General features: G+C 64.5%; 17 protein-coding genes and 1 tRNA gene. 17 read left to right on the top strand and 1 reads right to left on the bottom strand.

What is annotated here, in order from left to right:
* Window positions 1-469 precede the first annotated feature (469 nt).
* A tRNA-Trp gene (locus tag IP86_RS17820) sits at window positions 470-545 on the top strand.
* A gap of 46 nt (window positions 546-591) precedes the next feature.
* Here the strand turns inward: IP86_RS17820 and IP86_RS17815 are convergent.
* Complete coding sequence (locus IP86_RS17815; RefSeq protein WP_054163773.1) at window positions 592-1,380, bottom strand: IclR family transcriptional regulator domain-containing protein; 789 nt, start codon at window positions 1,378-1,380, stop codon at window positions 592-594.
* Window positions 1,381-1,714: 334 nt separating this feature from the next.
* On the opposite strand from IP86_RS17815, the gene IP86_RS17810 reads away from it, so the two are divergent.
* The 16 genes from IP86_RS17810 (at window position 1,715) to rpoC (ending at window position 23,662) form a co-directional block, all read left to right on the top strand.
* Window positions 1,715-3,073: an aromatic ring-hydroxylating dioxygenase subunit alpha gene (locus IP86_RS17810; RefSeq protein WP_054163772.1), complete on the top strand. Its 1,359-nt coding sequence runs from the start codon at window positions 1,715-1,717 to the stop codon at window positions 3,071-3,073.
* Window positions 3,070-4,530: a glutamine synthetase family protein gene (locus IP86_RS17805; protein ID WP_054163771.1), complete on the top strand. Its 1,461-nt coding sequence runs from the start codon at window positions 3,070-3,072 to the stop codon at window positions 4,528-4,530. Before IP86_RS17810 ends, IP86_RS17805 begins: the two co-directional genes overlap by 4 nt.
* A 48-nt stretch (window positions 4,531-4,578) precedes the next feature.
* On the top strand, window positions 4,579-5,754 hold the full coding sequence (locus IP86_RS17800; protein WP_054163770.1) for an ABC transporter substrate-binding protein: 1,176 nt from the start codon (window positions 4,579-4,581) through the stop codon (window positions 5,752-5,754).
* A 377-nt stretch (window positions 5,755-6,131) separates the two neighbouring features.
* Window positions 6,132-6,998 carry a branched-chain amino acid ABC transporter permease gene (locus IP86_RS17795; RefSeq protein ID WP_054163769.1) on the top strand — a complete coding sequence of 289 codons (867 nt, stop codon included), beginning with the start codon at window positions 6,132-6,134 and terminating at the stop codon, window positions 6,996-6,998.
* 1 nt (window position 6,999) lies between these two features.
* Window positions 7,000-7,998, top strand: coding sequence for a branched-chain amino acid ABC transporter permease (locus IP86_RS17790; RefSeq protein WP_054163768.1), 999 nt, complete (start codon window positions 7,000-7,002; stop codon window positions 7,996-7,998).
* Window positions 7,995-8,759 carry an ABC transporter ATP-binding protein gene (locus tag IP86_RS17785; protein ID WP_054163767.1) on the top strand — a complete coding sequence of 255 codons (765 nt, stop codon included), beginning with the start codon at window positions 7,995-7,997 and terminating at the stop codon, window positions 8,757-8,759. Before IP86_RS17790 ends, IP86_RS17785 begins: the two co-directional genes overlap by 4 nt.
* Complete coding sequence (locus tag IP86_RS17780; protein WP_054163774.1) at window positions 8,740-9,453, top strand: ABC transporter ATP-binding protein; 714 nt, start codon at window positions 8,740-8,742, stop codon at window positions 9,451-9,453. The genes IP86_RS17785 and IP86_RS17780 overlap by 20 nt, the downstream gene beginning before the upstream one ends.
* A gap of 363 nt (window positions 9,454-9,816) precedes the next feature.
* Window positions 9,817-10,005, top strand: a complete 189-nt coding sequence (gene secE, locus IP86_RS17775) for a preprotein translocase subunit SecE (protein WP_054163766.1) — start codon at window positions 9,817-9,819, stop codon at window positions 10,003-10,005.
* 17 nt (window positions 10,006-10,022) lie between these two features.
* Window positions 10,023-10,553: a transcription termination/antitermination protein NusG gene (gene nusG, locus IP86_RS17770; RefSeq protein ID WP_054163765.1), complete on the top strand. Its 531-nt coding sequence runs from the start codon at window positions 10,023-10,025 to the stop codon at window positions 10,551-10,553.
* A gap of 253 nt (window positions 10,554-10,806) precedes the next feature.
* The gene (rplK, locus tag IP86_RS17765; RefSeq protein ID WP_054163764.1) at window positions 10,807-11,235 is read left to right on the top strand and encodes a 50S ribosomal protein L11; all 429 of its coding nucleotides are present in this window, start codon (window positions 10,807-10,809) and stop codon (window positions 11,233-11,235) included.
* Between the two features lie 6 nt (window positions 11,236-11,241).
* Window positions 11,242-11,931 (top strand): 50S ribosomal protein L1, encoded by a 690-nt coding sequence (gene rplA / locus IP86_RS17760; protein WP_054163763.1) that lies wholly within the window; start codon window positions 11,242-11,244, stop codon window positions 11,929-11,931.
* Between the two features lie 105 nt (window positions 11,932-12,036).
* The gene (locus IP86_RS17755; protein WP_054163762.1) at window positions 12,037-12,984 is read left to right on the top strand and encodes a 2-hydroxyacid dehydrogenase; all 948 of its coding nucleotides are present in this window, start codon (window positions 12,037-12,039) and stop codon (window positions 12,982-12,984) included.
* Between the two features lie 705 nt (window positions 12,985-13,689).
* Window positions 13,690-14,208 carry a 50S ribosomal protein L10 gene (rplJ, locus tag IP86_RS17750; RefSeq protein ID WP_054163761.1) on the top strand — a complete coding sequence of 173 codons (519 nt, stop codon included), beginning with the start codon at window positions 13,690-13,692 and terminating at the stop codon, window positions 14,206-14,208.
* A gap of 55 nt (window positions 14,209-14,263) precedes the next feature.
* Entirely contained in the window at window positions 14,264-14,644 is a 381-nt protein-coding gene (gene rplL, locus IP86_RS17745) for a 50S ribosomal protein L7/L12 (protein WP_054163760.1), read from the top strand.
* A 539-nt stretch (window positions 14,645-15,183) separates the two neighbouring features.
* Window positions 15,184-19,308 (top strand): DNA-directed RNA polymerase subunit beta, encoded by a 4,125-nt coding sequence (gene rpoB / locus IP86_RS17740; protein WP_054163759.1) that lies wholly within the window; start codon window positions 15,184-15,186, stop codon window positions 19,306-19,308.
* Between the two features lie 151 nt (window positions 19,309-19,459).
* Window positions 19,460-23,662, top strand: coding sequence for a DNA-directed RNA polymerase subunit beta' (rpoC, locus tag IP86_RS17735; RefSeq protein ID WP_054163758.1), 4,203 nt, complete (start codon window positions 19,460-19,462; stop codon window positions 23,660-23,662).
* Window positions 23,663-23,703: the final 41 nt, after the last annotated feature.

Genomic DNA, 23,703 nt, shown 5'->3' with positions numbered 1-23,703 from the left:
TCCGCGAAGGCGGCCGCACCGTCGGCGCAGGCGTCGTCGCCGCGATCATCGAGTAACATCGCTCACGCGATGACAGGGCCGCGAGCACGCTCCATCGTGCTCGCGGCTTTTCTTTTGGCACTAGTGCCGGCCAAGGCGCAGGCGGCGTGCCCCGATCGACCGCCGTGCAAAGGCTGCGGCTGCAAGGGCGGCACCGGCTATCGGGCCCCGGACGGCCACTGCGTCGGCTTCCGGGAGCTAGACAAGCTCTGCGGCACGCCGCCAAGCCGCTGCGTGTTCGAGAATGCACCCGGGACGGGTGAGAACCGGGAGTGTGCGCTGGCGCCCCGATCGAACCCAACGTCCGGACCCGCGCCAGGCGCCGCACCTGTGGAACCCACCGATTAGACCAAAGCCGAACCGCGCATCCCACTTGCCAGCGGGGGCCTGCCTATGCTTCAACGGCACCGTTCGGCGGCGACGTCGACGTAGGAGTGTAGCTCAATTGGTAGAGCACCGGTCTCCAAAACCGGGGGTCGCAGGTTCGAGCCCTGCCACTCCTGCCAGCCGAGCGTAGCCGGCTCGGCAGTCCGAGATCTTCCCCTCCCAAAATCACACGATCAGCGGCCGCGCCTCTTCGGCCATCTTCTGCAGCGGCGGCAGGAAGCGGTCGATCATTTCGCCGGTGGTGATGCGGTCGACATGGGCGCCGATGTTGGCGGCGGCCACGATGGTGCCGTCGTAGCGGCAGATCGGCACGGCGATCGATCGGAAGCCGGGCTCGGCTTCCTGGTCGACCAGCGAATAGCTGCGGGTGCGGTCGGCGATGATGGTCGCCACCACGGTCGGTTTGTCGGTGATGGTTTCGGGCGTCTGCGCCGTCAGCGTCATCGCCTCGATGGTCGCCGTTAGCGCCTCGTTGCCCAGCCGGCCGAGCAGCACCCGGCCGACCGAGGTGCAGAACAGCGGCAGCCGGTAGCCGAGATCGATTCCCGCCGAGAACACTCGCGCCGGACTGGCCCGCGCCACGAACACCGCGTCGTCGCCGTCGAGAATCGCCAGCGAGCAGACTTCCTTGGCGACGGCCGAGACCTCGTCCATCAGCGGCTGCAGCACCGCGCTGATCTGGTTCGAGGCCAAATAGGAAGAAGCAAGACCGAGCACCCGCGGGGTGAGGGCGAACAGTCGGTCGTCGCTGGTCGCGTAGCCGGCGCTGCGCAGCGTCGTCAGCACCCGGCGCACAGTGGCGCGGGGCAGGCTGCAGGCCTTGGCCAGATCGCTCAGCGTCATCGGCCGGCGTTCGGCGCCGAACGCTTCGATCACCCGCAGGCCGCGCGCCAGGCTTTCGATGATCTCCGGCGCCTCGCTGGCGTCGGTCTCCGGACGTTTCATCTTCGGCATATCAGACTGGACGCTCTCGGTTTGGGTGCTGCACCACCTACCTTCATCCTGTTATGTCGTTCGCCTATCGAACACAAGTTCGGCTTCGCGGGATTTCGTTGAATGGTTGCGCTGCAAGGCCGATGAGCAATGGACGCCGAGAATTTCAGCTTGCTCAAGTTGCACATCAGAGGCAATCTTATCATATCGAACATTCGTTCGCCTATCGAACGAACTTGCGCCGGAAATCTGCGACAAGCGCGCGCTGGCTTTTACAGAGCCTTTGCGGCACCCAGCCTTGTCGCCTTCAAACACGAGGCAGCACGTCGCGAGCTGCCCGCAGGAGGCTAACGCCATGATGAGTCAGGAACAGAACGATCTGATCACCCGGGTCGGACCCGCCACGCCTTGTGGCAAACTGATGAGAGCCTATTGGCAGCCGGCGGCGCTGGTCGCCGAGCTGGAAGGCGAGCGGCCGATCCGTCCGGTGCGTCTGCTCGGCGAGGACTTCGTGCTGTTCAAGGACGAGCAGGGGCGTTACGGCCTGATCGATCGCGACTGCCCGCATCGCGGCGCTGACCTGGCGTTCGGCCGGCTGGAAGGCGGCGGCCTGCGCTGCGCCTTCCATGGCTGGCTGTTCGACGTCGAGGGCAAGTGCCTCGAGACTCCGGCCGAGCCGGCCGGCTCGCCGCTGTGCGCCAACATCAAGCAGCGCTCGTTTCCGGTGGTCGAGAAGGGCGGCATCCTGTGGGCCTATCTCGGCGCCGGCGAGCCGCCGGCGTTTCCGGAGATCGACTGCTTCACCGCGCCCGATACGCACGTCTTCGCCTTCAAGGGCCTGTTCGAGTGCAACTGGCTGCAGGCGCTGGAAGTCGGCATCGATCCGGCGCACGCCTCGTTCCTGCATCGCTTCTTCGAGGACGAGGACACTTCGCACGCTTACGGCAAGCAGTTCCGCGGCGCGTCGGCCGGCAGCGAAATGCCGATGACCAAGGTGCTGCGCGAATATGATCGCCCGATCATCAATGTCGAGCACACCGAATACGGCCTGCGCCTGATCGCGCTGCGCCAGATCGACGACGAGCGCACCCATGTGCGCGTCACCAATCAGCTGTTCCCGCACGGCTTCGTCATCCCGATGAGCACCGAGATGACGATCACGCAGTGGCACGTCCCGGTCGACGACGAGAACTGCTACTGGTACGCCATTTTCACCAGCTACACCCAGCCGGTCGACAAGGTGAAGATGCGCGAGCAGCGCCTCGAACTCTACGAACTGCCGGACTACACGTCGCGCAAGAACAAGCGCAACGACTACGGCTTCGATCCGCACGAGCAGGCGACCTCGACCTACACCGGCATGGGTGCCGACATCAACGTCCACGACCAGTGGGCGGTGGAATCGATGGGCAAGATCCAGGATCGCACCCGCGAGCATCTCGGCCAGAGTGACAAGGCGATCATCCAGTATCGCCGGCTGCTGCGCCAGGAGATCGCCAAGGCCGAAGCCGGTCAGCGTCCGCTGCTGGCGCTCGACGAGGCCAGCGCGCGCGGCATCCAGGGCCCGGCGACGATGGACGGCATCGGCCCGAGCCGTGGCTGGGAGACCTATTGGATGGAAGTCGACGTCAAGCGTCGCCGCGGTGCGCCGTGGGCCGCGCCGGTGCCGGCCGAGATCGCCGCGAAGGTCCCGCATCTGACGGCCGCCGAATGAACGTGCATCAGCGATACGCCATGGGCGACAGCTTAGCGGCCAAGCACGGACTGTGGTCCGAAGAACAGATCGATGCGGCGGCGCGCGTCCGCCGCGTCGCCGAGGAGCAGGGGCTCGAGACCATCCGGTTCTCGTTCCCCGATCAGCACGGCATTTTGCGCGGCAAGACGCTGGTCGCGTCCGAAGCGCTGAACAGCCTCGACAACGGCGCCACCATCACCACCACGATGTTGGCCAAGGACACCTCGCACAAGACGGTGTTCCCGGTGTTTCAGGCCGGCGGCGGCTTCGGCATGTCGGAGATGCAGGGCGGCGCCGACGTCGTCATGCTGCCGGACCCGACAACGTTCCGCGTGCTGCCGTGGGCGCCGACCACCGGCTGGGTGCTGTGCGATCTGTACTTCGCCGATGGCCGTCCGGTGCAGTTCGCCACCCGCAACATCTATCGCTCGGCGCTGCAGAAGCTCGCCGACCGCGGCTATGACTACAAGGCCGGGCTGGAAGTCGAGTTTCACGTCTTCAAGGTCGTCGACAGCAAGATGCGCCCCGAGCATGCCGGCCAGCCCGGCGAGCCGCCGGAAGTCAGCCTACTGTCGCACGGCTATCAGTATCTCACCGAGCAGCGCTACGATCAGATGGAGCCGGTGCTCGAACTGATCCGCCGCGACGTCGTCGCGCTCGGCCTTCCGCTGCGCTCGATCGAGGTGGAGTTCGGCCCGAGCCAGTGCGAGTTCACGTTCCAGCCGACCGTCGGCTTACTACCGGCCGACCTGATGGTGCTGTTCCGCGCCGCCGTGAAGCAGATCTGCCGGCGTCACGGTTATCATGCCACTTTCATGTGCCGGCCGCGGATCCCCAACGTGGTGTCGTCGGGCTGGCATCTGCATCAGTCGGTGGTGGCGCGTGATGGCGGGCGCAATGCCTTCATGTCGGACAGCGACGTGCTGTCGGATTTCGGCAAGCACTATCTCGCCGGCCTGATGACGCATGCGCGCGCCGCGACGGTGTTCACGACTCCGACCATCAATGGCTACAAGCGCTATCGCTCCTATTCGCTGGCGCCGGATCGTGCGATCTGGGGCCGCGACAACCGCGGCGTGATGCTGCGCGTGCTCGGCGGGGCGGGCGACAAGGCGACGCGGATCGAGAACCGCGTCGGCGAGCCGGCCGCCAATCCGTATCTCTACATGGCGTCGCAAATCCTGTCCGGCCTCGACGGCGTCGACCGCAAGCTCGATCCGGGCCCGTCGGCGGATACGCCGTATGAGACCAAGGCGGACCTATTGCCGAAATCGCTGCGCGAGGCGATCTTCGCGCTGCGCGACGATCCGTTCTTCCGTACGGCGTTGGGCGGCGAGTTCGTCGATTACTATACGTTCATCAAGAACGCCGAGATCGAGCGCTTCCAGGCCGAAGTGACGGAATGGGAGCAGCGCGAATATTTCGAAATGTTCTGAGCATAACCAAACGCAAACAACTGGATCAGGCAGAGGAGAGGGAGACGGATGGTGAAAGCAGTTGGGTGGCTGTGCGCGGCCGCGGCGATTTCGTTCAGTGTCGGCGCCGCGCAGGCCGACACCATCAAGGTCGGCGTGATCGGCACGATGTCCGGGCCGTACGCGTTGTTCGGCAAGAACTACAAGATGGGCATCGACGCCTGGGTGGCCGAGCACGGCAACAAGGTCGGCGGCCACACCGTCGAGTTCGTTTATCGTGACGAAGTCTCGCCGAACCCGGCGCAGTCCAAGGCGCTGGCGCAGGAACTGATCGTCAAGGAGAAGGTGCAGTACCTCGCCGGCCTGTACTTCACGCCGAACGCGATGGCGGTGGCGCCGCTGCTGCAGGAGGCCAAGGTGCCGATGGTGGTGCTGAACGCCGCCACCTCGTCGATCACCGAGAAGAGCCCCTACATCGTCCGCACCTCGTTCACGATGTTCCAGAACACGGTGCCGGCCGCCAAGGTCGCCAAGCAGAAGGGCGCCACCAAGGTCGCGATCGCGGTCAGCGATTACGGCCCGGGCATCGATGCCGAGACTGCGTTCAAGAAGACCTTCGAAGCCGAAGGCGGCAAGGTCGTCGAGGCGATCCGCATGCCGCTGTCGACCACCGACTTCGGTCCGATCATGCAGCGCATCAAGGACTCCGGCGCCGACATGATCTTCACCTTCCTGCCGGCCGGCCCGCCGACGCTGGGCTTCGTCAAGGCCTATATCGACAACGGTCTGAAGGCTGCGAACGTCAAGCTGATGTCGACCGGCGACGTCGTCACAGAGCCGGATCTGCCGAACATTGGCGAATCCGGCCTCGGCATCCTGTCGACCTACCACTACGCGGTGTCCCACGACTCGCCGGAGAACAAGGCGTTCTTGGCGCAGCTGCAGAAGGACGGCGGCAAGCTCGACGAAGTCACCATGACCTCGGTCGCGGCCTATGACGGCGCCCGGCTGATCTACAAGATGATCGAGGCGACCGGCGGCAAGCAGGATCCGGACAAGGCGATCGCGGCCGTGAAGGGCATGCAGTGGACCAGCCCGCGCGGCCCGGTGTCGATCGATCCCGAGACCCGACACATCACGCAGAACGTCTATCTGCGCGAAGTGGAGAAGGCCGACGGCAAGCTGATCAACAAGGAGATCGAGACCTTCAAGGCGCAGCCGGATTGGGGTCTCGTTAAGCAGTAAGCCGAAACTTTGAGCCCTCCGCGCCTGCGTTCTCGTCTTGGCGCGGAGCGCTCTTGTCGACTAGTACGGGGCAGTTGGTCCGAGCAATTGGATTGGCGATCGGGACCGCTGCCACAAGCACGACCTCCTGGTGAGGAGGCGCGAAGCGCCGTCTCGAACCATGGGCCGCAGGACTGCGCGGCCCCATCCTTCGAGACGCCCGGCTGCGCCGGGCTCCTCAGGATGAGGAGTCAGTGCAAAGTGGAAGCGGCGAGAGCGCTTCAATCATTCGGTGAAACGCTCTAGGACAGCGGCGTCAAAGCGAGATTGGGGAGTCGGGTTGTGAAGGCTGGATTGAATCGCACGGGATCAGCGGCGTCCGCAAGGACACAGACCTGATGCGGACGATTCTCGGAATCCTGCCGGACGCGCTGGCCTATGGCATGGTGCTGTTCACGATCTCGATCGGCCTGTCGATCATGATGGGGTTGATGCGGGTGGTGAACCTCGCCCACGGCGCCTTCGCGATGATCGGCGGCTATCTCGCCTCGTTCGCGCTGGTGTCGCTCGGCGTCTCCTATCCGATCGCGATCCTGATCGCGGTGATCGGCGCGGTGATCATCTCGGTGCCGTTCGAATTCCTGCTGTATCGCCGGATCTACCGCCGCTCAGACGAACTGACCCAGATCCTGCTGACGATCGGCATTACCTTCTTCATCGTCGGCATCGCCAACTATATTTTCGGCCCGACCTCGAAGCCGATCCCGGTCCCGGAGATGCTGAAGGGGCCGTTCGATCTCGGCTTCCGCATGATCCCGGCGCACCGGCTGTTCGTGATCGGCTGCGGCGTGGTCACCGCGGTGGCGCTGTGGTTGCTGATCGAGAAGACCGAGTTCGGCGTGCGGCTGCGCGCCGCGGTCGACAATGGCGATATGGCCGAGGCGCTCGGCATCCGCACCCAGATTGTCTACTCGGTCACCTTCGCGCTGGCGGTCGGTCTCGCGGCGTTCGGCGGCGTGGTCGGCGCCGAGCTGCTGCCGGTCGAGCCGTTTTACGCGCTGCGCTACATGGTGACATTCCTGGTCGTCGTGTCGGTCGGCGGCGCCGGATCGGTCACCGGCGCGATGGCGGCGTCGCTGCTGCTCGGCCTCGCCGACACCACCGGCAAATATCTGGCGCCGGAGTTCGGCGAGTTCTTCTTCTATGTTGCGGTGATCGTGATCGTCTACGTGTTCCCCCACGGCCTGTTCGGAAAGGCGCATTGAGATGGCGACCTTGTCCGTCACCACCGCGCCGCCGGCCTGGGCCGGTTTGCGCAATGACCTGATCGCCGCCGCCGTGATCGCCTTGCTCGGCGCGATCGGCTATTTCGTCTATCCGGACGATCTCGCCTTCCTGATCCGGGTGATCGGTCTGGCGTTCCTGGTGATCTCGCTCGATCTCGTCACCGGCTATTGCGGCGTCGCCACGCTCGGCCACGCGGCGCTGTTCGGCGTCGCCGCCTATGCGGCCGGCAATGCAGCGCTGGCCGGCATCACCGATCCGATCCTGATGCTGCTGATCGGCGCACTGGCCGGCACCGCGACCGGGCTGATGTCGGGCCTCCTGGTGACGCGCTTCCGCGGCCTGCCGCAACTGGTGCTGTCGATCGCGTTCGGCCAGCTCGTCGCCGCGCTCGCCAACAAGCTGTCGTCGATCACCGGCGGCAGCGACGGCCTCGCCGGCATCACGCCGGGGCCGGTGTTCGGCATCTTCAATTTCGATATGTTCGGCCGCACCGGCTACGTGTTCTCTGTGGTGGTGCTGCTGATCACGATGGTGGTGCTGCTGCGGTTCGCGCGCTCGCCGTTCGCGCTGATGTGCCGCGCCATCAAGGACGACACGCTGCGTACCCGGATGATCGGGGTCTCGGTCTATCCGCGGCTGGTGGTGATGTACTGCGTCGCCGGCGCGGTCGCTGGCATCGGCGGCGGGCTGACGGCGATCAACACCGGCGTGGTCGGGCTCGATGGCGTCAGTTTCGAGCGCTCGGCCGAAGCGCTGATCATGCTGATCCTCGGCGGCGCCGGCAATCTGTGGGGCGCGCTGATCGGCGCCATCCTGTTCGAGCTGTTTCACCACTACGTCTCGGCCGCCAGCCCCTTCCACTGGATGATCCTGATCGGCGTGCTCCTGATCGTCGTGGTTCTGTTCTTCCCCAAGGGCCTGGTCAACGAGGTCACCCGCCGGTTCGGCGACTTCCGGCAGGCGAGGGCGGCGCGATGACCACTTTGCTCGAAGTCCAGCGCTTGTCGAAGGCGTTCGGTGGCCTGCGCGTCACCGACGATGTCTCGTTTACGCTGTCGAGCGGCGATCGCGTCGCGCTGATCGGGCCGAACGGCGCCGGCAAGACTACGCTGGTGAATCAGCTGTCCGGCGACCTGCCGCCGTCCGACGGCCGCATCCTGCTGGCCGGCGAGGATGTCACCCACGCCTCGATCGCCCACCGGGTCGAGCGTGGGCTGGTGCGCACCTTCCAGGTGACGCGGCTGTTCACCAGCCTGACCGTGGCCGAGAACGTCGCGCTGGCAGTGATGCAGCGCCGCGGCCTGACCAAGCGGATGTTCTCCTCGATCATCAACAAGGCCGATATCCGTGACGAGTGGCAGGGCGTGCTCAACCTGCTCGGCATCGGCCATCTCGCGGCGACGCCGGTGACCAAGCTGGCCTATGGCCAGCAGCGGCTGCTCGACCTCGCCATCGGCCTTGCCATGAAGCCGCGCGTGCTGGTGCTCGACGAACCCGCCGCCGGCGTGCCGCACGACGAGTCCCCGCGCATCCTCGAGGCGATCGGCCGGATGTCGCCGGAGATCGCGATCCTGATGATCGAGCACGATATGGATCTGGTGTTCAAATTCGCCAAGCGCGTACTGGTGCTGGCGAACGGTGCACTGATCTTCGAGGGCACACCCGCCGAGGTGAAGGAAAACGATGCCGTTCGTGCGGCCTATCTGGGAAGCTATGCCGATGCCCGCCGCGCGTCTTGAGGTCGACCGTCTCGCCGCCGGCTACGGCTCGGTGAGCATCTTGAGCGACATCAGCTTCGCCGTCCCGGCCGGCGGCCGGCTGACCGTGCTCGGCCGCAACGGCGTCGGCAAGACCACGCTGCTGGCGACGCTGATGGGGCTGACCACCCACAAGGGCGGTGCGGTCCGGATCGGCGAGCGCGACGTCACCGGCCTGAAGACCTTCGCCCGCGCCGCCGCCGGCCTCGGCTATGTGCCGCAGACCCGTGACGTGTTTCGCTCGCTCACCGTCGAAGAAAACCTGTTCACCGGCCTCAAGGGCCGGCCGCGGACCGAGCTCGATTCCGTCTACGCGATGTTCCCCCGGCTGGCCGAGCGGCGCAACCACGGCGGCATGCAGCTGTCTGGCGGCGAGCAGCAGATGCTGTCGCTGGCCCGGACGCTGCTCGGCAAGCCGCAGGTGCTGCTGCTCGACGAGCCGCTCGAGGGCCTCGCGCCGGTGATTTGCGACCAACTGATGGAGACTATCGTCAGGCTGGCGCAGTCCGGCGAGATGACGGTGGTGCTGGTCGAACAGCAGATCGAACGCGCGCTCGATTTCGCCGACGACGTGCTGGTGATCGAGCGCGGTCGCATCGTCTGGCAGGGGCAGGGCACCCAGCTGCGTGGTGACCGCGGACTGGTCGACTCGCTGCTCGGGGTCGGGATCGGCTGACGCGCTTGGTCGAAAGGCCGCAGCTCGGTTGAGGCATTGCTTGACCTGGATCGCGCGTGGCGCGAGGGATTTGGCGCAAGCTTCTGGTTGAAAAAGCATAATCCAGTCGGGGGAGAACCAGGGTGAAGTCGTCGGAGGGGCGGCCGGTATCGCCCTCAGCTTGACGTTGGCGCCAACTGGCCATAAAAGGCGTCACTCGCTGCCGGCCCGTTTTGCGGATTTCCGGCGCGGCTTGATTTCCCGAAAACAGAGCCCGGTTGGCGGCTCATCCTGCGGCAAGGGGTTCCTTGGCAAGGGTTGGGCGCAACAGGGCTGTCTGATTTTCGCAAACCCCGACATTCGACTGACGATCTGGATCACACGATGGCTTTCAGCCCGTTCAAATTCCTGCAGGAAGTGCGGAGCGAAACCGCCAAGGTGACCTGGCCGACGCGCCGCGAAGTCACGATCACCACCATCATGGTGTTCATCATGGTGGCGCTCGCGTCGATCTTTTTCTTTTTCGCCGACCAGCTGATCAGGATTCTGATCACCTTCATTCTCGGCGTTTAACGGCAGGCCTTCGACCCATGAGCATGCGCTGGTACATCGTCCACGCCTATTCGAACTTCGAGAAGAAGGTCGCAGAATCGATCCGCGAGCAGGCCAAGCAGCGCGGCGTCGAGGACCTGTTCGAGCAGGTGCTGGTGCCGACCGAGAAGGTCACCGAGGTGCGCCGCGGCCGCAAGGTCGATGCCGAGCGCAAGTTCTTCCCGGGCTACGTGCTGGTGAAGATGAACCTCACCGACGAAGCCTTCCACCTGATCAAGAACACCCCGAAGGTGACCGGCTTCCTCGGCGCCGAGAACAAGCCGATGCCGATCTCGGAGTCCGAGGCGATGCGTATCCTGCACCAGGTGCAGGAAGGCGTGGAGCGCCCGAAGCCGTCGGTGTCGTTCGAGATCGGCGAAAACGTCCGCGTCGCCGACGGCCCGTTCGCGTCGTTCTCCGGCGTGGTCGAGGAAATCGACGAGGCGCGTTCGCGCGTGAAGGTCGCGGTGTCGATCTTCGGCCGTGCGACCCCGGTCGAACTGGAATTCGGTCAGGTCGAGAAGGTCTGATCGTTCGAGGTCGTGGCAGGGGCTTCCCCCGGCCACGGTGTCATTGCCGGGCTTGACCCGGCAATCCATCTTCTTCGTGAGAGTCTTGCGAAGAGGATGGATGCCCGGATCAAGTCCGGGCATGACGGGAGTGAGCGAGGTTCGCGCCTTGCTCTGAACTGACGTGGGAGGCGTGCCGGTGATCGCCAGTCATTGGACAGCGCCCCACCACGAGCCCTGAAACCGCCGGTTCGCCGGCAACAGGAGAGTTGGTATGGCAAAGAAAGTGACCGGATACCTGAAGTTGCAGGTGCCGGCCGGAGCGGCGAACCCGTCGCCTCCGATCGGTCCCGCGCTTGGTCAGCGCGGCCTCAACATCATGGAGTTCTGCAAGGCGTTCAACGCGCAGACCCAGAAGGAGGAGAAGAACACGCCGATTCCGGTGGTGATCACGATCTACGCCGATCGGTCGTTCACCTTCGAGATGAAGACCCCGCCGATGTCCTACTTCCTCAAGCAGGCGGCGAAGATCCAGTCCGGCTCCAAGCTGCCGGGCCGCGACGTCGCCGGCTCTGTGACCTCCGCCCAGGTGCGCGAGATCGCCGAGAAGAAGATGAAGGATCTCAATTGCGACAGCGTCGATTCGGCGATGCGCATGGTCGAAGGCTCTGCCCGTTCGATGGGCCTGCGGGTCGAGGGGTAACGCATCATGGCAATCGGTAAGCGAACGAAGAAGATCCGCGAAGGCATCGACCGCACCAAGCTGTATCCGCTGGAAGAGGCGGTGAAGATGGTGAAGGAGCGTGCGACCTCGAAGTTCGACGAGACCATCGAAGTCGCGCTGAACCTCGGCGTCGATCCGCGTCACGCCGACCAGATGGTCCGCGGCGTGGTGATGCTGCCGAACGGCACCGGCCGCACCGTGCGGGTCGGCGTGTTCGCGCGCGGCGCCAAGGCTGACGAAGCCAAGGCCGCGGGTGCCGACGTCGTCGGCGCGGAAGATCTGGTGGAGCAGGTGCAGGCCGGCAACATCAATTTCGACCGCTGCATCGCCACCCCGGACATGATGCCGCTGGTCGGTCGCCTCGGTAAGGTGCTCGGCCCGCGCGGCATGATGCCGAACCCGAAGATCGGCACCGTGACCATGGACGTCGCCGGCGCCGTCAAGGGCGCCAAGGGCGGTTCGGTCGAGTTCCGCGTCGAGAAGGCCGGCATCATCCAGGCCGGCGTCGGCAAGGCGTCGTTCGAGGCCGACAAGCTGGTCGAGAACATCAAGGCGCTGGCGGATGCGGTCAACAAGGCGAAGCCGAGCGGCGCCAAGGGCACCTATGTCCAGCGCGTCGCCGTGTCCTCGACCATGGGACCGGGCGTCAAGGTCGAGCCGGGCTCGGTGCACTAAGCCGCTCGCGGCGCGGTGATCATTGAATAGCAAGGGCGGACCGGGCAACCGGTCCGCCCTTTGCTTTGCGTCCACCAGACACAACAACAAGAAAAGGAGAGCGGCATGGCGGACAAGGTTCTGGTGTTCTCGCGCTTTGCGAAGTCGATGCTGGCGCGGTTCGGAGAGAAATTCGAGCTGCTGGAGACCGGCGGCAAGCCGGCCAACGAGGTGTTCAGCGCGGACGAACTCGCGGATGTGCGCGCGCTGATCACCATGGGCGCCCAGCCGCTCGGCCGCGAAACCTTCGGACTGCTGCCCTCGCTCGGCGCGGTCGTCTGCTATGGCACCGGCTATGATGGCGTGGACCTGAAGGCGGCGGCCGAGCGCGGCATCGTCATCGGCAACAGCCCGGCAGCCAACGCTTCCGCGGTGGCAGATTTGGCGATGACGTTGCTATTGGCGTTGATGCGCCGGGTGATCCCGGCCGACGCCTATCTGCGCAGCGGTGGCTGGTCCGGCGCCAAGCCGTCTCCGCTACTGAAGCCGCCGCGCGGCATGACGGGCGCCAAGGTCGGCGTTTACGGCATGGGCGAGATTGGCCGGAAGATCGCGGCGCGCGTCGCCCCGTTCGAGACCGAGGTCGCCTATCACAGCCGCAGTCAGCACGACGTGCCGTATCGCTACATCGGCGATCTCGGCGAACTGGTCGACTGGTGCGACGTGCTGCTGATCGCGGTCCGCGCCGGATCCGACACCCAGCGGATCATCGACGCCGCGATGCTGAAGCGGCTCGGCAAGGACGGTGTGCTGGTCAACATCTCGCGCGGCTCGGTGATCGACCAGCCGGCGCTGGTCGCCGCGCTGGCCGACGGCACGATCGCAGGGGCGGGGCTCGACGTGTTCGAGCAGGAACCCTATGCGCCGGATAAGCTCAGCGAACTGCCGAACGTGGTGCTGACCCCGCATATCGGCGGTCATACCTTGGATGCTCACGTCGCGATGCAAGACTGCGTGATCGCCAATCTGGCGGCGTTCTTCGCCGGGCGGGAGCTGCCGTACAAGGTCGCGTAGCGCCATTGGCCGGGCAGCCGGCGGGTGAGTCTCCGGTCGCCTTGATCCTGATTCGTCACAGGGGGCGAGAATTGCCGGTGAGGGCGGACTTTAGCTCCACCGGGTGAAGGATCACTTGATCGCGGCCCACCGGCTTCCCTGCATAAAAGATGCCGATTTCCCCGAATCGGCCTTGGCAAGTCGGAAAAGACTCGTTAAACAGTTCCTTCCGGGCGTGCTGGCCGTTGCTGGCGCGCCCGTGCGCGCATTCCGATCACGGTATCGACAGGAGACCTGCCCTTCAAGTCATCCACGCTGGATCACCTGAAGGAAGGGCGGTTGTCGTTGCGGTGTGAGTGCGGGCAGGGGTCGCTGGGGAGTGGTACCGGTTCGCCGGGGCTGCTGTCGATCGATCCCGTCCTGTCCAAGACTGCAGGTGCCGACGACGAAAGCTATTTTCGTCAGACGCTTAATCGAATGACCTGCATAGACGGGTGAAAACCGGATTTTGTGCCCTGTCGTAACGGCAGGGTGCGGAGTGGGTTCGAACCTCGACACCCCGCGCGGGCAATGGCTTCGGCCGGCGTCCGATCGGGAGGGCAGGCTTAAGATTCGTTGTGCCCCGGGTGTCTGAAGGCCGTGTGTCTTGTGGATGGTTTGGGGCAGGACGAAGGGTGCAACCCGGCGGTCCTGTTCGCAGAGGCCGCCAACCGGAAAGAGCTTGCTGTGGATAGAGCGGCAAAGAAAGAGGCGGTCGATTCGCTGAATGGTCTGTTCCAGACCACCAGCGTTGCGGTCGTCGCTCATTATTCCGGCCTCACCGTGGCCCAGATGCAGAAGCTGCGTCAGCAGATGAAGCAGGCGGGCGCGTCGGTGAAGGTCTCGAAGAACCGTCTCGCCAAAATTGCTCTTGAAGGCACCGACGTCGTTGCCATCGGCTCCCTGCTCAAGGGGCCGACCGTGATCGCGACTTCCGACGATCCGGTGGCGGCGCCGAAGATTGCCGTCGAATTCGCCAAGGCGAACGAGAAGTTCGTCATCCTCGGCGGTTCGATGGGCAAGACTGTCCTGAACGTCGACGGTGTGAAGGCTCTGGCCTCGCTGCCGTCGCTCGACGAACTGCGTGGCAAGCTGGTCGGCCTTCTGGTCGCGCCGGCCACCAAGATCGCGCAGCTGTCGACTGCTCCCGCGGCCAAGGTCGCGCGGGTGGTTCAGGCCTATGCCTCCAAAAGCGAAGCGGCCTGACGCTTCCATCTCATTCAACCCTGGTTCGAACTGATACCCGTAAGGAACTGATTCAATGGCTGATCTGCAGAAAATCGTCGACGACCTGTCGAGCCTCACCGTGCTCGAAGCCGCCGAACTCGCGAAGCTGCTCGAAGAGAAGTGGGGCGTCTCGGCCGCCGCTGCCGTGGCGGTTGCCGCTGCGCCGGGCGCTGGTGGTGGCGCTGCCGCCGCCGCCGAGGAAAAGACCGACTTCACCGTCGTTCTCGCTTCGGCTGGCGACAAGAAGATCGAAGTGATCAAGGAAGTCCGCGCGATCACCGGTCTCGGCCTCAAGGAAGCCAAGGACCTCGTCGAAGGCGCTCCGAAGCCGGTCAAGGAAGGCGTTGCCAAGGACGAAGCCGAGAAGATCAAGGCCCAGCTCGAGAAGGCTGGCGCCAAGGTCGAACTCAAGTAACCATCGGTTACTCGAGTTCGGTCCCCGGGCGAGCGCAGCGAGACCCGGGGATCTGCCTCAAGACGTGGATGGCCGGATCAAGCCCGGCCATGACGGACGGGGCGAAAATACTCAGCGGTTGGGGCCGGTTCGCCGGCCCCGGTCGCGGCGGTGGGAGCGGAGGATCCGCTGCTCCCGGATGACCGTCACAGGAATGTGTGGGGAGGAGTGGGGATCGCCCCTCGAATCTTCATATTGCCGTCCCATATTGGTTCGGCAGCACGAAAGCGCAGGCGCGATGGATATGGTAACATTCCGCGCAGCCTCTAGGAGAATCGGCAATTTCGGGCTTTTTCGGTCTGTGACGAGATGGTTTTGACGGGCGGGTGCGCTGGCGCCCCGCACGTCGTTTTGCGTTCGGAATTCGTGTTGCATGGATTTAGGATTTAGTTCCTGACATCCAGTTTCTGAATTTCGGATGTGCGGTAATTCAACCCGGGGGCGGTGCGGATCGCGCCTCGGAAGGTTCGCCCCGCCGGGCGACGACATGAGAGGCCACGATGGCGCAGCAGACGTTCACCGGTCGCAAACGCGTTCGCAAGTTCTTCGGTCACATCCGGGAAGTCGCCGAGATGCCGAACCTCATCGAGGTTCAAAAGGCGTCTTACGACCAGTTCCTGATGGTCGCGGAGCCTCCGGGCGGTCGTGAAGATGAGGGCCTGCAAGCGGTCTTCCGGTCGGTGTTTCCGATTTCGGATTTCTCTAACGCCTCGATGCTGGAATTCGTTCGCTACGAATTCGAGCCGCCGAAATACGACGTCGACGAGTGCCGCCAGCGCGGCATGACCTACGCGGCGCCGCTGAAGGTGACGCTGCGCCTCATCGTGTTCGATATCGACGAGGAAACCGGCGCCCGTTCGGTCAAGGACATCAAGGAGCAGGACGTCTACATGGGCGATATCCCGCTCATGACGATGAACGGCACCTTCGTGGTCAACGGCACCGAGCGCGTCATCGTCTCGCAGATGCACCGTTCGCCGGGTGTGTTCTTCGATCACGACAAGGGCAAGACGCATTCGTCGGGCAAGCTGCTGTTCGCCGCCCGCGTCATTCCGTATCGCGGCTCCTGGCTGGACATCGAGTTCGACGCCAAGGACATCGTGTTCGCGCGTATCGACCGTCGCCGCAAGATTCCGGTGACGTCGCTGATGTTCGCCCTCGGCCTCGACGGCGAAGAGATCCTCAGCACCTTCTACAAGAAGATCATCTACAAGCGCACCAAGGACGGCTGGCGCGTGCCGTTCGACGCCTCGCGTTTCCGCGGCTATTCGACCGTCAACGACCTGATCGACGCCGATACCGGCAAGGTCGTGCTCGAAGCCGGCAAGAAGCTGACCGTGCGTGCCGCCCGCCAGCTGCAGGAGAAGGGCCTCAAGGCGCTGCGTCTGTCGGACGAAGAGCTGGTCGGCAACTATCTGGCCGAAGACCTGGTCAACCCGAAGACAGGTGAGATCTACGCCGAAGCCGGCGAGGAGATCACCGAGAAGTCGCTGAAGGCGCTGAACGAGGAAGGCTACAAGGAACTGCCGCTCCTCGACATCGACCACGTCAATGTCGGCCCGTACATCCGCAACACGCTGGCGGCCGACAAGAACATGACCCGCGAGGACGCGCTGTTCGACATCTACCGGGTGATGCGCCCGGGCGAGCCGCCGACGCTCGAATCCGCGCAGAACATGTTCCAGTCGCTTTTCTTTGACAGCGAGCGCTACGACCTGTCCGCGGTCGGTCGCGTCAAGATGAACATGCGCCTCGACCTCGATGCGCCCGACACCCATCGCACGCTGCGTAAGGAAGACATCCTGGCGGTGATCCAGACCCTGGTCGGTCTGCGTGACGGCAAGGGCGAGATCGACGACATCGACCATCTCGGCAACCGCCGTGTGCGTTCGGTCGGCGAGCTGATGGAGAACCAGTACCGCATCGGCCTGCTGCGCATGGAGCGCGCGATCAAGGAGCGGATGTCGTCGGTCGATATCGACACGGTGATGCCGCAGGACCTGATCAACGCCAAGCCGGCCGCCGCCGCAGTGCGCGAGTTCTTCGGCTCCTCGCAGCTGTCGCAGTTCATGGACCAGACCAACCCGCTGTCGGAAATCACCCACAAGCGCCGCCTGTCGGCACTTGGCCCGGGCGGTCTGACCCGCGAGCGCGCCGGCTTCGAAGTCCGCGACGTGCATCCGACCCACTACGGCCGGATCTGCCCGATCGAGACGCCGGAAGGTCCGAACATCGGTCTGATCAACTCGCTCGCGACTTTCGCGCGCGTGAATAAATACGGCTTCGTCGAGACGCCGTACCGCAAGGTCAAGGAAGGCCGCGTCACCGACGAGGTGGTCTACCTGTCGGCGATGGAAGAGGGCCGCTACGCGGTCGCTCAGGCCAACGTGTCGCTCGACGCCAAGGGCAAGTTCACCGACGATCTGGTGGTCTGCCGCGCCGGCGGAACGCGCGACGTCGTGCCGTTGCCGGCCGATCAGGTCGACTACATGGACGTGTCGCCGAAGCAGCTGGTTTCGGTCGCCGCGGCGCTGATCCCGTTCCTTGAGAACGACGACGCCAACCGCGCGCTGATGGGCTCGAACATGCAGCGCCAGGCGGTGCCGCTGGTTCGCGCCGAGGCGCCGTTCGTCGGCACCGGCATGGAAGGCGTGGTCGCGCGTGACTCGGGCGCGGCGATCGCCGCGCGCCGCACCGGCGTGATCGACCAGATCGACGCGACCCGTATCGTCATCCGCGCCACCGAAGATCTCGATCCGACCAAGTCGGGCGTCGATATCTACCGGCTGATGAAGTACCAGCGCTCCAACCAGTCGACCTGCATCAACCAGCGTCCGCTGGTGAAGGTGGGCGATCACGTGGCCAAGGGCGACATCATCGCGGACGGTCCGTCGACCGACCTCGGCGAGCTCGCGCTCGGCCGCAACGTGCTCGTCGCGTTCATGCCGTGGAATGGCTACAACTTCGAAGACTCGATCCTGCTCTCCGAGCGGATCGTGAAGGAAGACGTCTTCACCTCGATCCACATCGAGGAATTCGAAGTGATGGCCCGCGATACCAAGCTGGGTCCGGAGGAAATCACCCGCGACATTCCGAACGTGTCGGAAGAAGCGCTGAAGAACCTCGACGAAGCCGGCATCGTCTACATCGGCGCCGAAGTCCGCGCCGGCGACATCCTGGTCGGCAAGATCACGCCGAAGGGCGAAAGCCCGATGACGCCGGAAGAGAAGCTGCTGCGCGCCATCTTCGGCGAAAAGGCTTCGGACGTCCGCGACACCTCGCTGCGGGTGCCGCCGGGCGTGCAGGGCACCATCGTCGAAGTCCGCGTGTTCAACCGCCACGGCGTCGATAAGGACGAGCGTGCGCTGGCGATCGAGCGGGAAGAGATCGAACGCCTCGCCAAGGACCGCGACGACGAGCAGGCGATTCTCGACCGTAACGTCTACGGCCGTCTCGCCGACCTGCTAGACGGCCGTCAGGCCGTGGCCGGTCCGAAGGGCTTCAAGAAGGACACTAAGATCACCCGCGCGGTGCTCGAGGAGTATCCGAAGTCGCAGTGGTGGCTGTTCGCCGCCCCGAACGACAAGCTGATGGCCGAAATCGAGGCCATGCGGAAGCAGTACGACGAGTCGAAGAAGGGCCTCGAGCAGCGCTTCCTCGACAAGGTCGAGAAGCTGCAGCGCGGCGACGAATTGCCGCCCGGCGTGATGAAGATGGTCAAGGTCTTCGTCGCGGTGAAGCGCAAGATCCAGCCGGGCGACAAGATGGCCGGCCGCCACGGCAACAAGGGCGTCGTCTCCAAGATCGTGCCGATCGAGGACATGCCGTTCCTGGAGGACGGCACTCACGCCGACATCGTGCTCAACCCGCTCGGCGTGCCGAGCCGCATGAACGTCGGTCAGATCCTCGAGACGCACCTCGGCTGGGCGTGTGCCGGTCTCGGCAAGCGCATCGGCGAGGCGATCGACTCGTACTATCAGCGCGAGGATCTCAAGCCGCTGCGTGAGACGCTCCGCAAGATCTACGGCGACGACGAGACCATCAAGTCGCTGGACGACAAGGAGCTGGTCGAGCTCGGCCGCAATCTGAGCCACGGCGTGCCGATCGCGACGCCGGTGTTCGACGGCGCCAAGGAGGCCGACATCGAGGAGATGCTGAAGCTTGCGGGCTTCGACGCCTCGGGTCAGTCGACCGTGTACGACGGCCGCACCGGCGATCAGTTCGATCGCCGCGTGACCGTCGGCTATATCTACATGCTGAAGCTGCATCACCTCGTGGACGACAAGATCCACGCCCGGTCGATCGGTCCGTACTCGCTCGTCACCCAGCAGCCGCTGGGCGGCAAGGCGCAGTTCGGCGGCCAGCGCTTCGGCGAAATGGAGGTGTGGGCGCTCGAAGCCTACGGCGCGGCCTACACGCTGCAGGAAATGCTGACGGTGAAGTCGGACGACGTCGCCGGCCGCACCAAGGTGTACGAGGCGATCGTGCGCGGCGACGACACGTTCGAGGCCGGTATCCCGGAATCGTTCAACGTGCTGGTCAAGGAAATGCGCTCGCTCGGTCTCAACGTCGACCTGCACAACTCCAAGCTGGGCGTTCCGCCCCCGGCCGAGGCCGCCGAGTAAAACGATGCGTCAGACCCGGCGGGACGCGCGACATTCGGTTCGCGCGCCCCGGCCGGGCGTCCCTTCCGCGCAGGCGCGATGCGCGCGGTCGGGAGCTGCCTCAGACATTCGAATTTGCTGCCGGTGACGACCGGTACGCGAGGAGAAGACGATGAACCAAGAGATTATGAATCTGTTCAATCCGACGACGCCGGCTCAGGTCTTCGACCAGATCCGGATTTCGATCGCGTCGCCGGAGAAGATTCTGTCGTGGTCCTACGGCGAGATCAAGAAGCCGGAGACCATCAACTACCGCACCTTCAAGCCGGAGCGCGACGGCCTGTTCTGCGCCCGCATCTTCGGGCCGATCAAGGACTACGAGTGCTTGTGCGGCAAGTACAAGCGGATGAAGTACAAGGGCATCATCTGCGAGAAGTGCTCGGTCGAGGTGACTCTGTCTCGCGTCCGTCGCGAGCGCATGGGCCACATCGAGCTGGCCGCGCCGGTCGCCCACATCTGGTTCCTGAAGTCGCTTCCGTCGCGCATCGGGCAGCTGCTCGACATGACGCTGAAGGACCTCGAGCGCATCCTGTACTTCGAATACTACGTGGTGCTGGAGCCGGGTCTGACCTCGCTCAAGGAGCGTCAGTTGCTGTCGGAGGAAGAGTACCTCCGCGCCCAGGACGAATTCGGCCAGGACAGCTTCACCGCCATGATCGGCGCCGAGGCGATTCGTGAATTGCTGAAGGGCCTCGATCTCGAAAAGATCGATGCGCAGCTGCGCGTCGAGATGGCCGAGACCGATAGCGACATCAAGCACAAGAAGCTCGCCAAGCGCCTGAAGATCGTCGAAGCGTTCCGCTTCTCCGGCAACAAGCCGGAGTGGATGATCCTCACCGTCGTCCCGGTGATCCCGCCGGACCTGCGTCCGCTGGTGCCGCTCGACGGCGGCCGCTTCGCGACCTCGGACCTCAACGACCTCTATCGCCGCGTCATCAACCGCAACAACCGGTTGAAGCGCCTGATGGAGCTGCGCGCGCCGGACATCATCATCCGCAACGAAAAGCGCATGCTGCAGGAAGCTGTGGACGCGCTGTTCGACAACGGCCGCCGCGGCCGCGTCATCACCGGCGCCAACAAGCGTCCGTTGAAGTCGCTCGCCGACATGCTGAAGGGCAAGCAGGGCCGGTTCCGTCAGAACCTGCTCGGCAAGCGCGTCGACTATTCGGGCCGTTCGGTGATCGTGGTGGGTCCCGAACTCAAGCTGCATCAGTGCGGCCTGCCGAAGAAGATGGCGCTCGAGCTGTTCAAGCCGTTCATCTACTCGCGGCTCGACGCCAAGGGTCTGTCGACCACCGTCAAGCAGGCCAAGAAGCTGGTCGAGAAGGAGCGGCCGGAGGTTTGGGACATCCTCGACGAGGTGATCCGCGAACATCCGGTGCTGCTGAACCGCGCGCCGACGCTGCATCGTCTCGGCATTCAGGCGTTCGAGCCGGTGCTGATCGAGGGCAAGGCGATCCAGCTTCATCCGCTGGTCTGCGCGGCGTTCAACGCCGACTTCGACGGTGACCAGATGGCCGTGCACGTCCCGCTGTCGCTCGAAGCGCAGCTGGAAGCGCGCGTGCTGATGATGTCGACCAACAACATCCTGCATCCGGCGAACGGCCAGCCGATCATCGTGCCGTCGCAGGACATCGTGCTCGGCCTGTACTACCTGTCGATCATGCGGGAAGGCCTGCCGGGCGAGGGCAAGGTGTTCGGCGACCTCGCGGAGCTGGAGCACGCGCTGCACTCCAAGGTCATCCACCTGCACACCAAGATCCGCTACCGTTGGGAATCCCTCAACGAAGAGGGCAAGCCGTATCTGCGGCTGATCGAAACCACCGCGGGCCGTATCCTGCTCGGCCAGGTGCTGCCGAAGTCGGTGAAGCTGCCGTTCGAGGTCATCAACAAGCTGATGACCAAGCGCGAGATCTCCGGCGTGATCGATCAGGTCTATCGCCACTGCGGTCAGAAGGAGACGGTGATCTTCTGCGACCGCATCATGGCGCTGGGCTTCTTCAACGCGTTCAAGGCGGGCATTTCGTTCGGCAAGGACGACATGGTCGTGCCGGGCTCGAAGTGGAAGATCGTCGAGACCACCCGCACGCTGACGAAGGATTTCGAACAGCAGTACAACGACGGTCTGATCACCCATGGCGAGAAGTATAACAAGGTGGTCGACGCCTGGTCGAAGGCCTCCGAGGAAATCGCCAAGGAGATGATGAAGGAGATTTCCGCGATCCGAAAGAACGCGGACGGCGCCGACAACCAGGTCAACTCGATCTACATGATGGCCCACTCCGGTGCGCGTGGTTCGCCGGCGCAGATGCGTCAGCTGGCCGGTATGCGCGGCCTGATGGCCAAGCCGTCGGGTGAGATCATCGAGACGCCGATCATCTCGAACTTCAAGGAAGGCCTCTCGGTTCTCGAGTACTTCAACTCGACCCACGGCGCCCGTAAGGGTCTCGCGGACACCGCGCTGAAGACCGCGAACTCCGGTTACCTGACCCGCCGTCTGGTCGACGTGGCGCAGGACTGCATCATCACGCAGGATGATTGCGGCACCTCGCTCGGCATCAAGATGCGCGCGATCGTCGACGCCGGCACCGTGGTGGCCTCGCTCGGCTCGCGTATTCTCGGCCGCACCGCGGGCGAGGACGTGCGCGATCCGAACAGCAACGAGGTGATCGTCCCGCGCGGCACGCTGATGGAAGAGCGTGACATCGAGCGAATCCAGGCGGCTGGCGTGCAGGAAGTGAAGATCCGCTCGGCGCTGACCTGCGAGCTGGTCAACGGCATCTGCGGCAAGTGCTACGGGCGCGATCTCGCCCGCGGTACGCCGGTCAACCACGGCGAAGCGGTCGGTGTTATCGCCGCGCAGTCGATCGGCGAACCGGGCACGCAGCTGACGATGCGTACCTTCCACATCGGCGGTGCGGCGCAGATCAACGAGCAGTCGGTGATCGAGTCGAACTTCGAGGGTAAGGTCGTCATCAAGAACCGGGCGATCGCGCGGAACGGCGAAAACCACAACGTGGCGATGGTCCGCAACATGGTGGTTGCGATCGTCGATCCGGACGGCACCGAGCGTGCGACCCACCGCATCCAGTACGGCGCGCGCATGCACGTCGACGAGGGCGATCAGGTGAAGCGCGGTCAGCGTATCGCCGAGTGGGATCCGTACACCCGTCCGATCCTCACCGAGGTCGAGGGTACGATCGATTTCGAGGATCTGATCGAAGATCAGTCGATCTCGGAAACGCTCGACGAGTCGACCGGTATCGCCAAGCGTATCGTCATCGACTGGCGCTCGAGCCGTGGTGGTGCGGACCTGCGTCCGGCGATCGTGGTGAAGGGCAAGGACGGCAAGGTGCTGAAGCTGGCCCGTGGCGGTGACGCCCGGTACATGCTGTCGGTCGACGCCATTCTGTCGGTCGATATCGGCGCCCAGGTGAAGCCCGGCGACATCCTGGCGCGTATCTCGACCGAGAGCGCCAAGACCCGCGACATCACCGGCGGTCTGCCGCGGGTGGCGGAGTTGTTCGAGGCCCGCAAGCCGAAGGACGCCGCCATCATCGCGGAAATCGCCGGCACCATCCGGTTCGGCCGCGACTACAAGAACAAGCGTCGGATCTCGATCGAACCGATGGACAAGGAAGAAGAGGCGCGCGAGTACCTGATCCCGAAGGGCAAGCACATCCACCTTCAGGACGGCGACATCGTCGAAAAGGGCGACTTCATCGTCGAAGGCAACCCGGCGCCGCACGACATCCTGGCGATCAAGGGCATCGAGGAACTCGCTGCCTACCTGGTCAACGAAATCCAGGAGGTCTACCGACTGCAGGGCGTGTTGATCAACGACAAGCACATCGAGGTGATCGTTCGCCAGATGCTGCAGAAGGTCGAGATCACCGACCAGGGCGAGACCGACATGATCTCCGGCGAGCAGATCGACAAGATCGAGTTCGACGCGATCAACGCCAAGGCGAAGGAAGAGGGCAAGAAGATTGCCACCGGCAATCCCGTGCTGCTCGGCATCACCAAGGCCTCGCTGCAGACCCGGTCGTTCTTCTCGGCGGCGTCGTTCCAGGAGACCACCCGCGTGCTCACCGAAGCCGCCGTCAACGGCAAGGTGGACCCGCTGGAAGGCCTCAAGGAAAACGTCATCGTCGGTCGCCTGATCCCGGCCGGCACCGGCGCCTCGATGGCGAAGATCCGCGAAGTCGCTCTGAAGCGCGACCGGCTGATCCTCGACGAACGCGAGAAGCAGGCCACCATCGTGCCGCCGGCCACGCCGGAAGCCGAACCGCTGCAGCTGCCGCCGGCCGAATAAGCCGGCGCACCGCGAGCAAATCGAAAAAGGCCGGGATCACT

Origin of the sequence: Rhodopseudomonas sp. AAP120, assembly GCF_001295845.1 — a bacterium.
Taxonomy (GTDB): domain Bacteria; phylum Pseudomonadota; class Alphaproteobacteria; order Rhizobiales; family Xanthobacteraceae; genus Rhodopseudomonas.
Note: the sequence above shows the minus strand (reverse complement) of the source record. Positions and strands in the feature narration are given on the sequence as shown.

Bases quoted from the DNA above. Each gene is read 5' to 3' on its own strand.
- IP86_RS17815 (WP_054163773.1), bottom strand. From the start codon at position 1,380: ATGCCGAAGATGAAACGTCCGGAGACCGACGCCAGCGAGGCGCCGGAG.
- IP86_RS17810 (WP_054163772.1), top strand. From the start codon at position 1,715: ATGATGAGTCAGGAACAGAACGATCTGATCACCCGGGTCGGACCCGCC.
- IP86_RS17805 (WP_054163771.1), top strand. From the start codon at position 3,070: ATGAACGTGCATCAGCGATACGCCATGGGCGACAGCTTAGCGGCCAAG.
- IP86_RS17800 (WP_054163770.1), top strand. From the start codon at position 4,579: ATGGTGAAAGCAGTTGGGTGGCTGTGCGCGGCCGCGGCGATTTCGTTC.
- IP86_RS17795 (WP_054163769.1), top strand. From the start codon at position 6,132: ATGCGGACGATTCTCGGAATCCTGCCGGACGCGCTGGCCTATGGCATG.
- IP86_RS17790 (WP_054163768.1), top strand. From the start codon at position 7,000: ATGGCGACCTTGTCCGTCACCACCGCGCCGCCGGCCTGGGCCGGTTTG.
- IP86_RS17785 (WP_054163767.1), top strand. From the start codon at position 7,995: ATGACCACTTTGCTCGAAGTCCAGCGCTTGTCGAAGGCGTTCGGTGGC.
- IP86_RS17780 (WP_054163774.1), top strand. From the start codon at position 8,740: ATGCCCGCCGCGCGTCTTGAGGTCGACCGTCTCGCCGCCGGCTACGGC.
- secE (WP_054163766.1), top strand. From the start codon at position 9,817: ATGGCTTTCAGCCCGTTCAAATTCCTGCAGGAAGTGCGGAGCGAAACC.
- nusG (WP_054163765.1), top strand. From the start codon at position 10,023: ATGAGCATGCGCTGGTACATCGTCCACGCCTATTCGAACTTCGAGAAG.
- rplK (WP_054163764.1), top strand. From the start codon at position 10,807: ATGGCAAAGAAAGTGACCGGATACCTGAAGTTGCAGGTGCCGGCCGGA.
- rplA (WP_054163763.1), top strand. From the start codon at position 11,242: ATGGCAATCGGTAAGCGAACGAAGAAGATCCGCGAAGGCATCGACCGC.
- IP86_RS17755 (WP_054163762.1), top strand. From the start codon at position 12,037: ATGGCGGACAAGGTTCTGGTGTTCTCGCGCTTTGCGAAGTCGATGCTG.
- rplL (WP_054163760.1), top strand. From the start codon at position 14,264: ATGGCTGATCTGCAGAAAATCGTCGACGACCTGTCGAGCCTCACCGTG.
- rpoB (WP_054163759.1), top strand. From the start codon at position 15,184: ATGGCGCAGCAGACGTTCACCGGTCGCAAACGCGTTCGCAAGTTCTTC.
- rpoC (WP_054163758.1), top strand. From the start codon at position 19,460: ATGAACCAAGAGATTATGAATCTGTTCAATCCGACGACGCCGGCTCAG.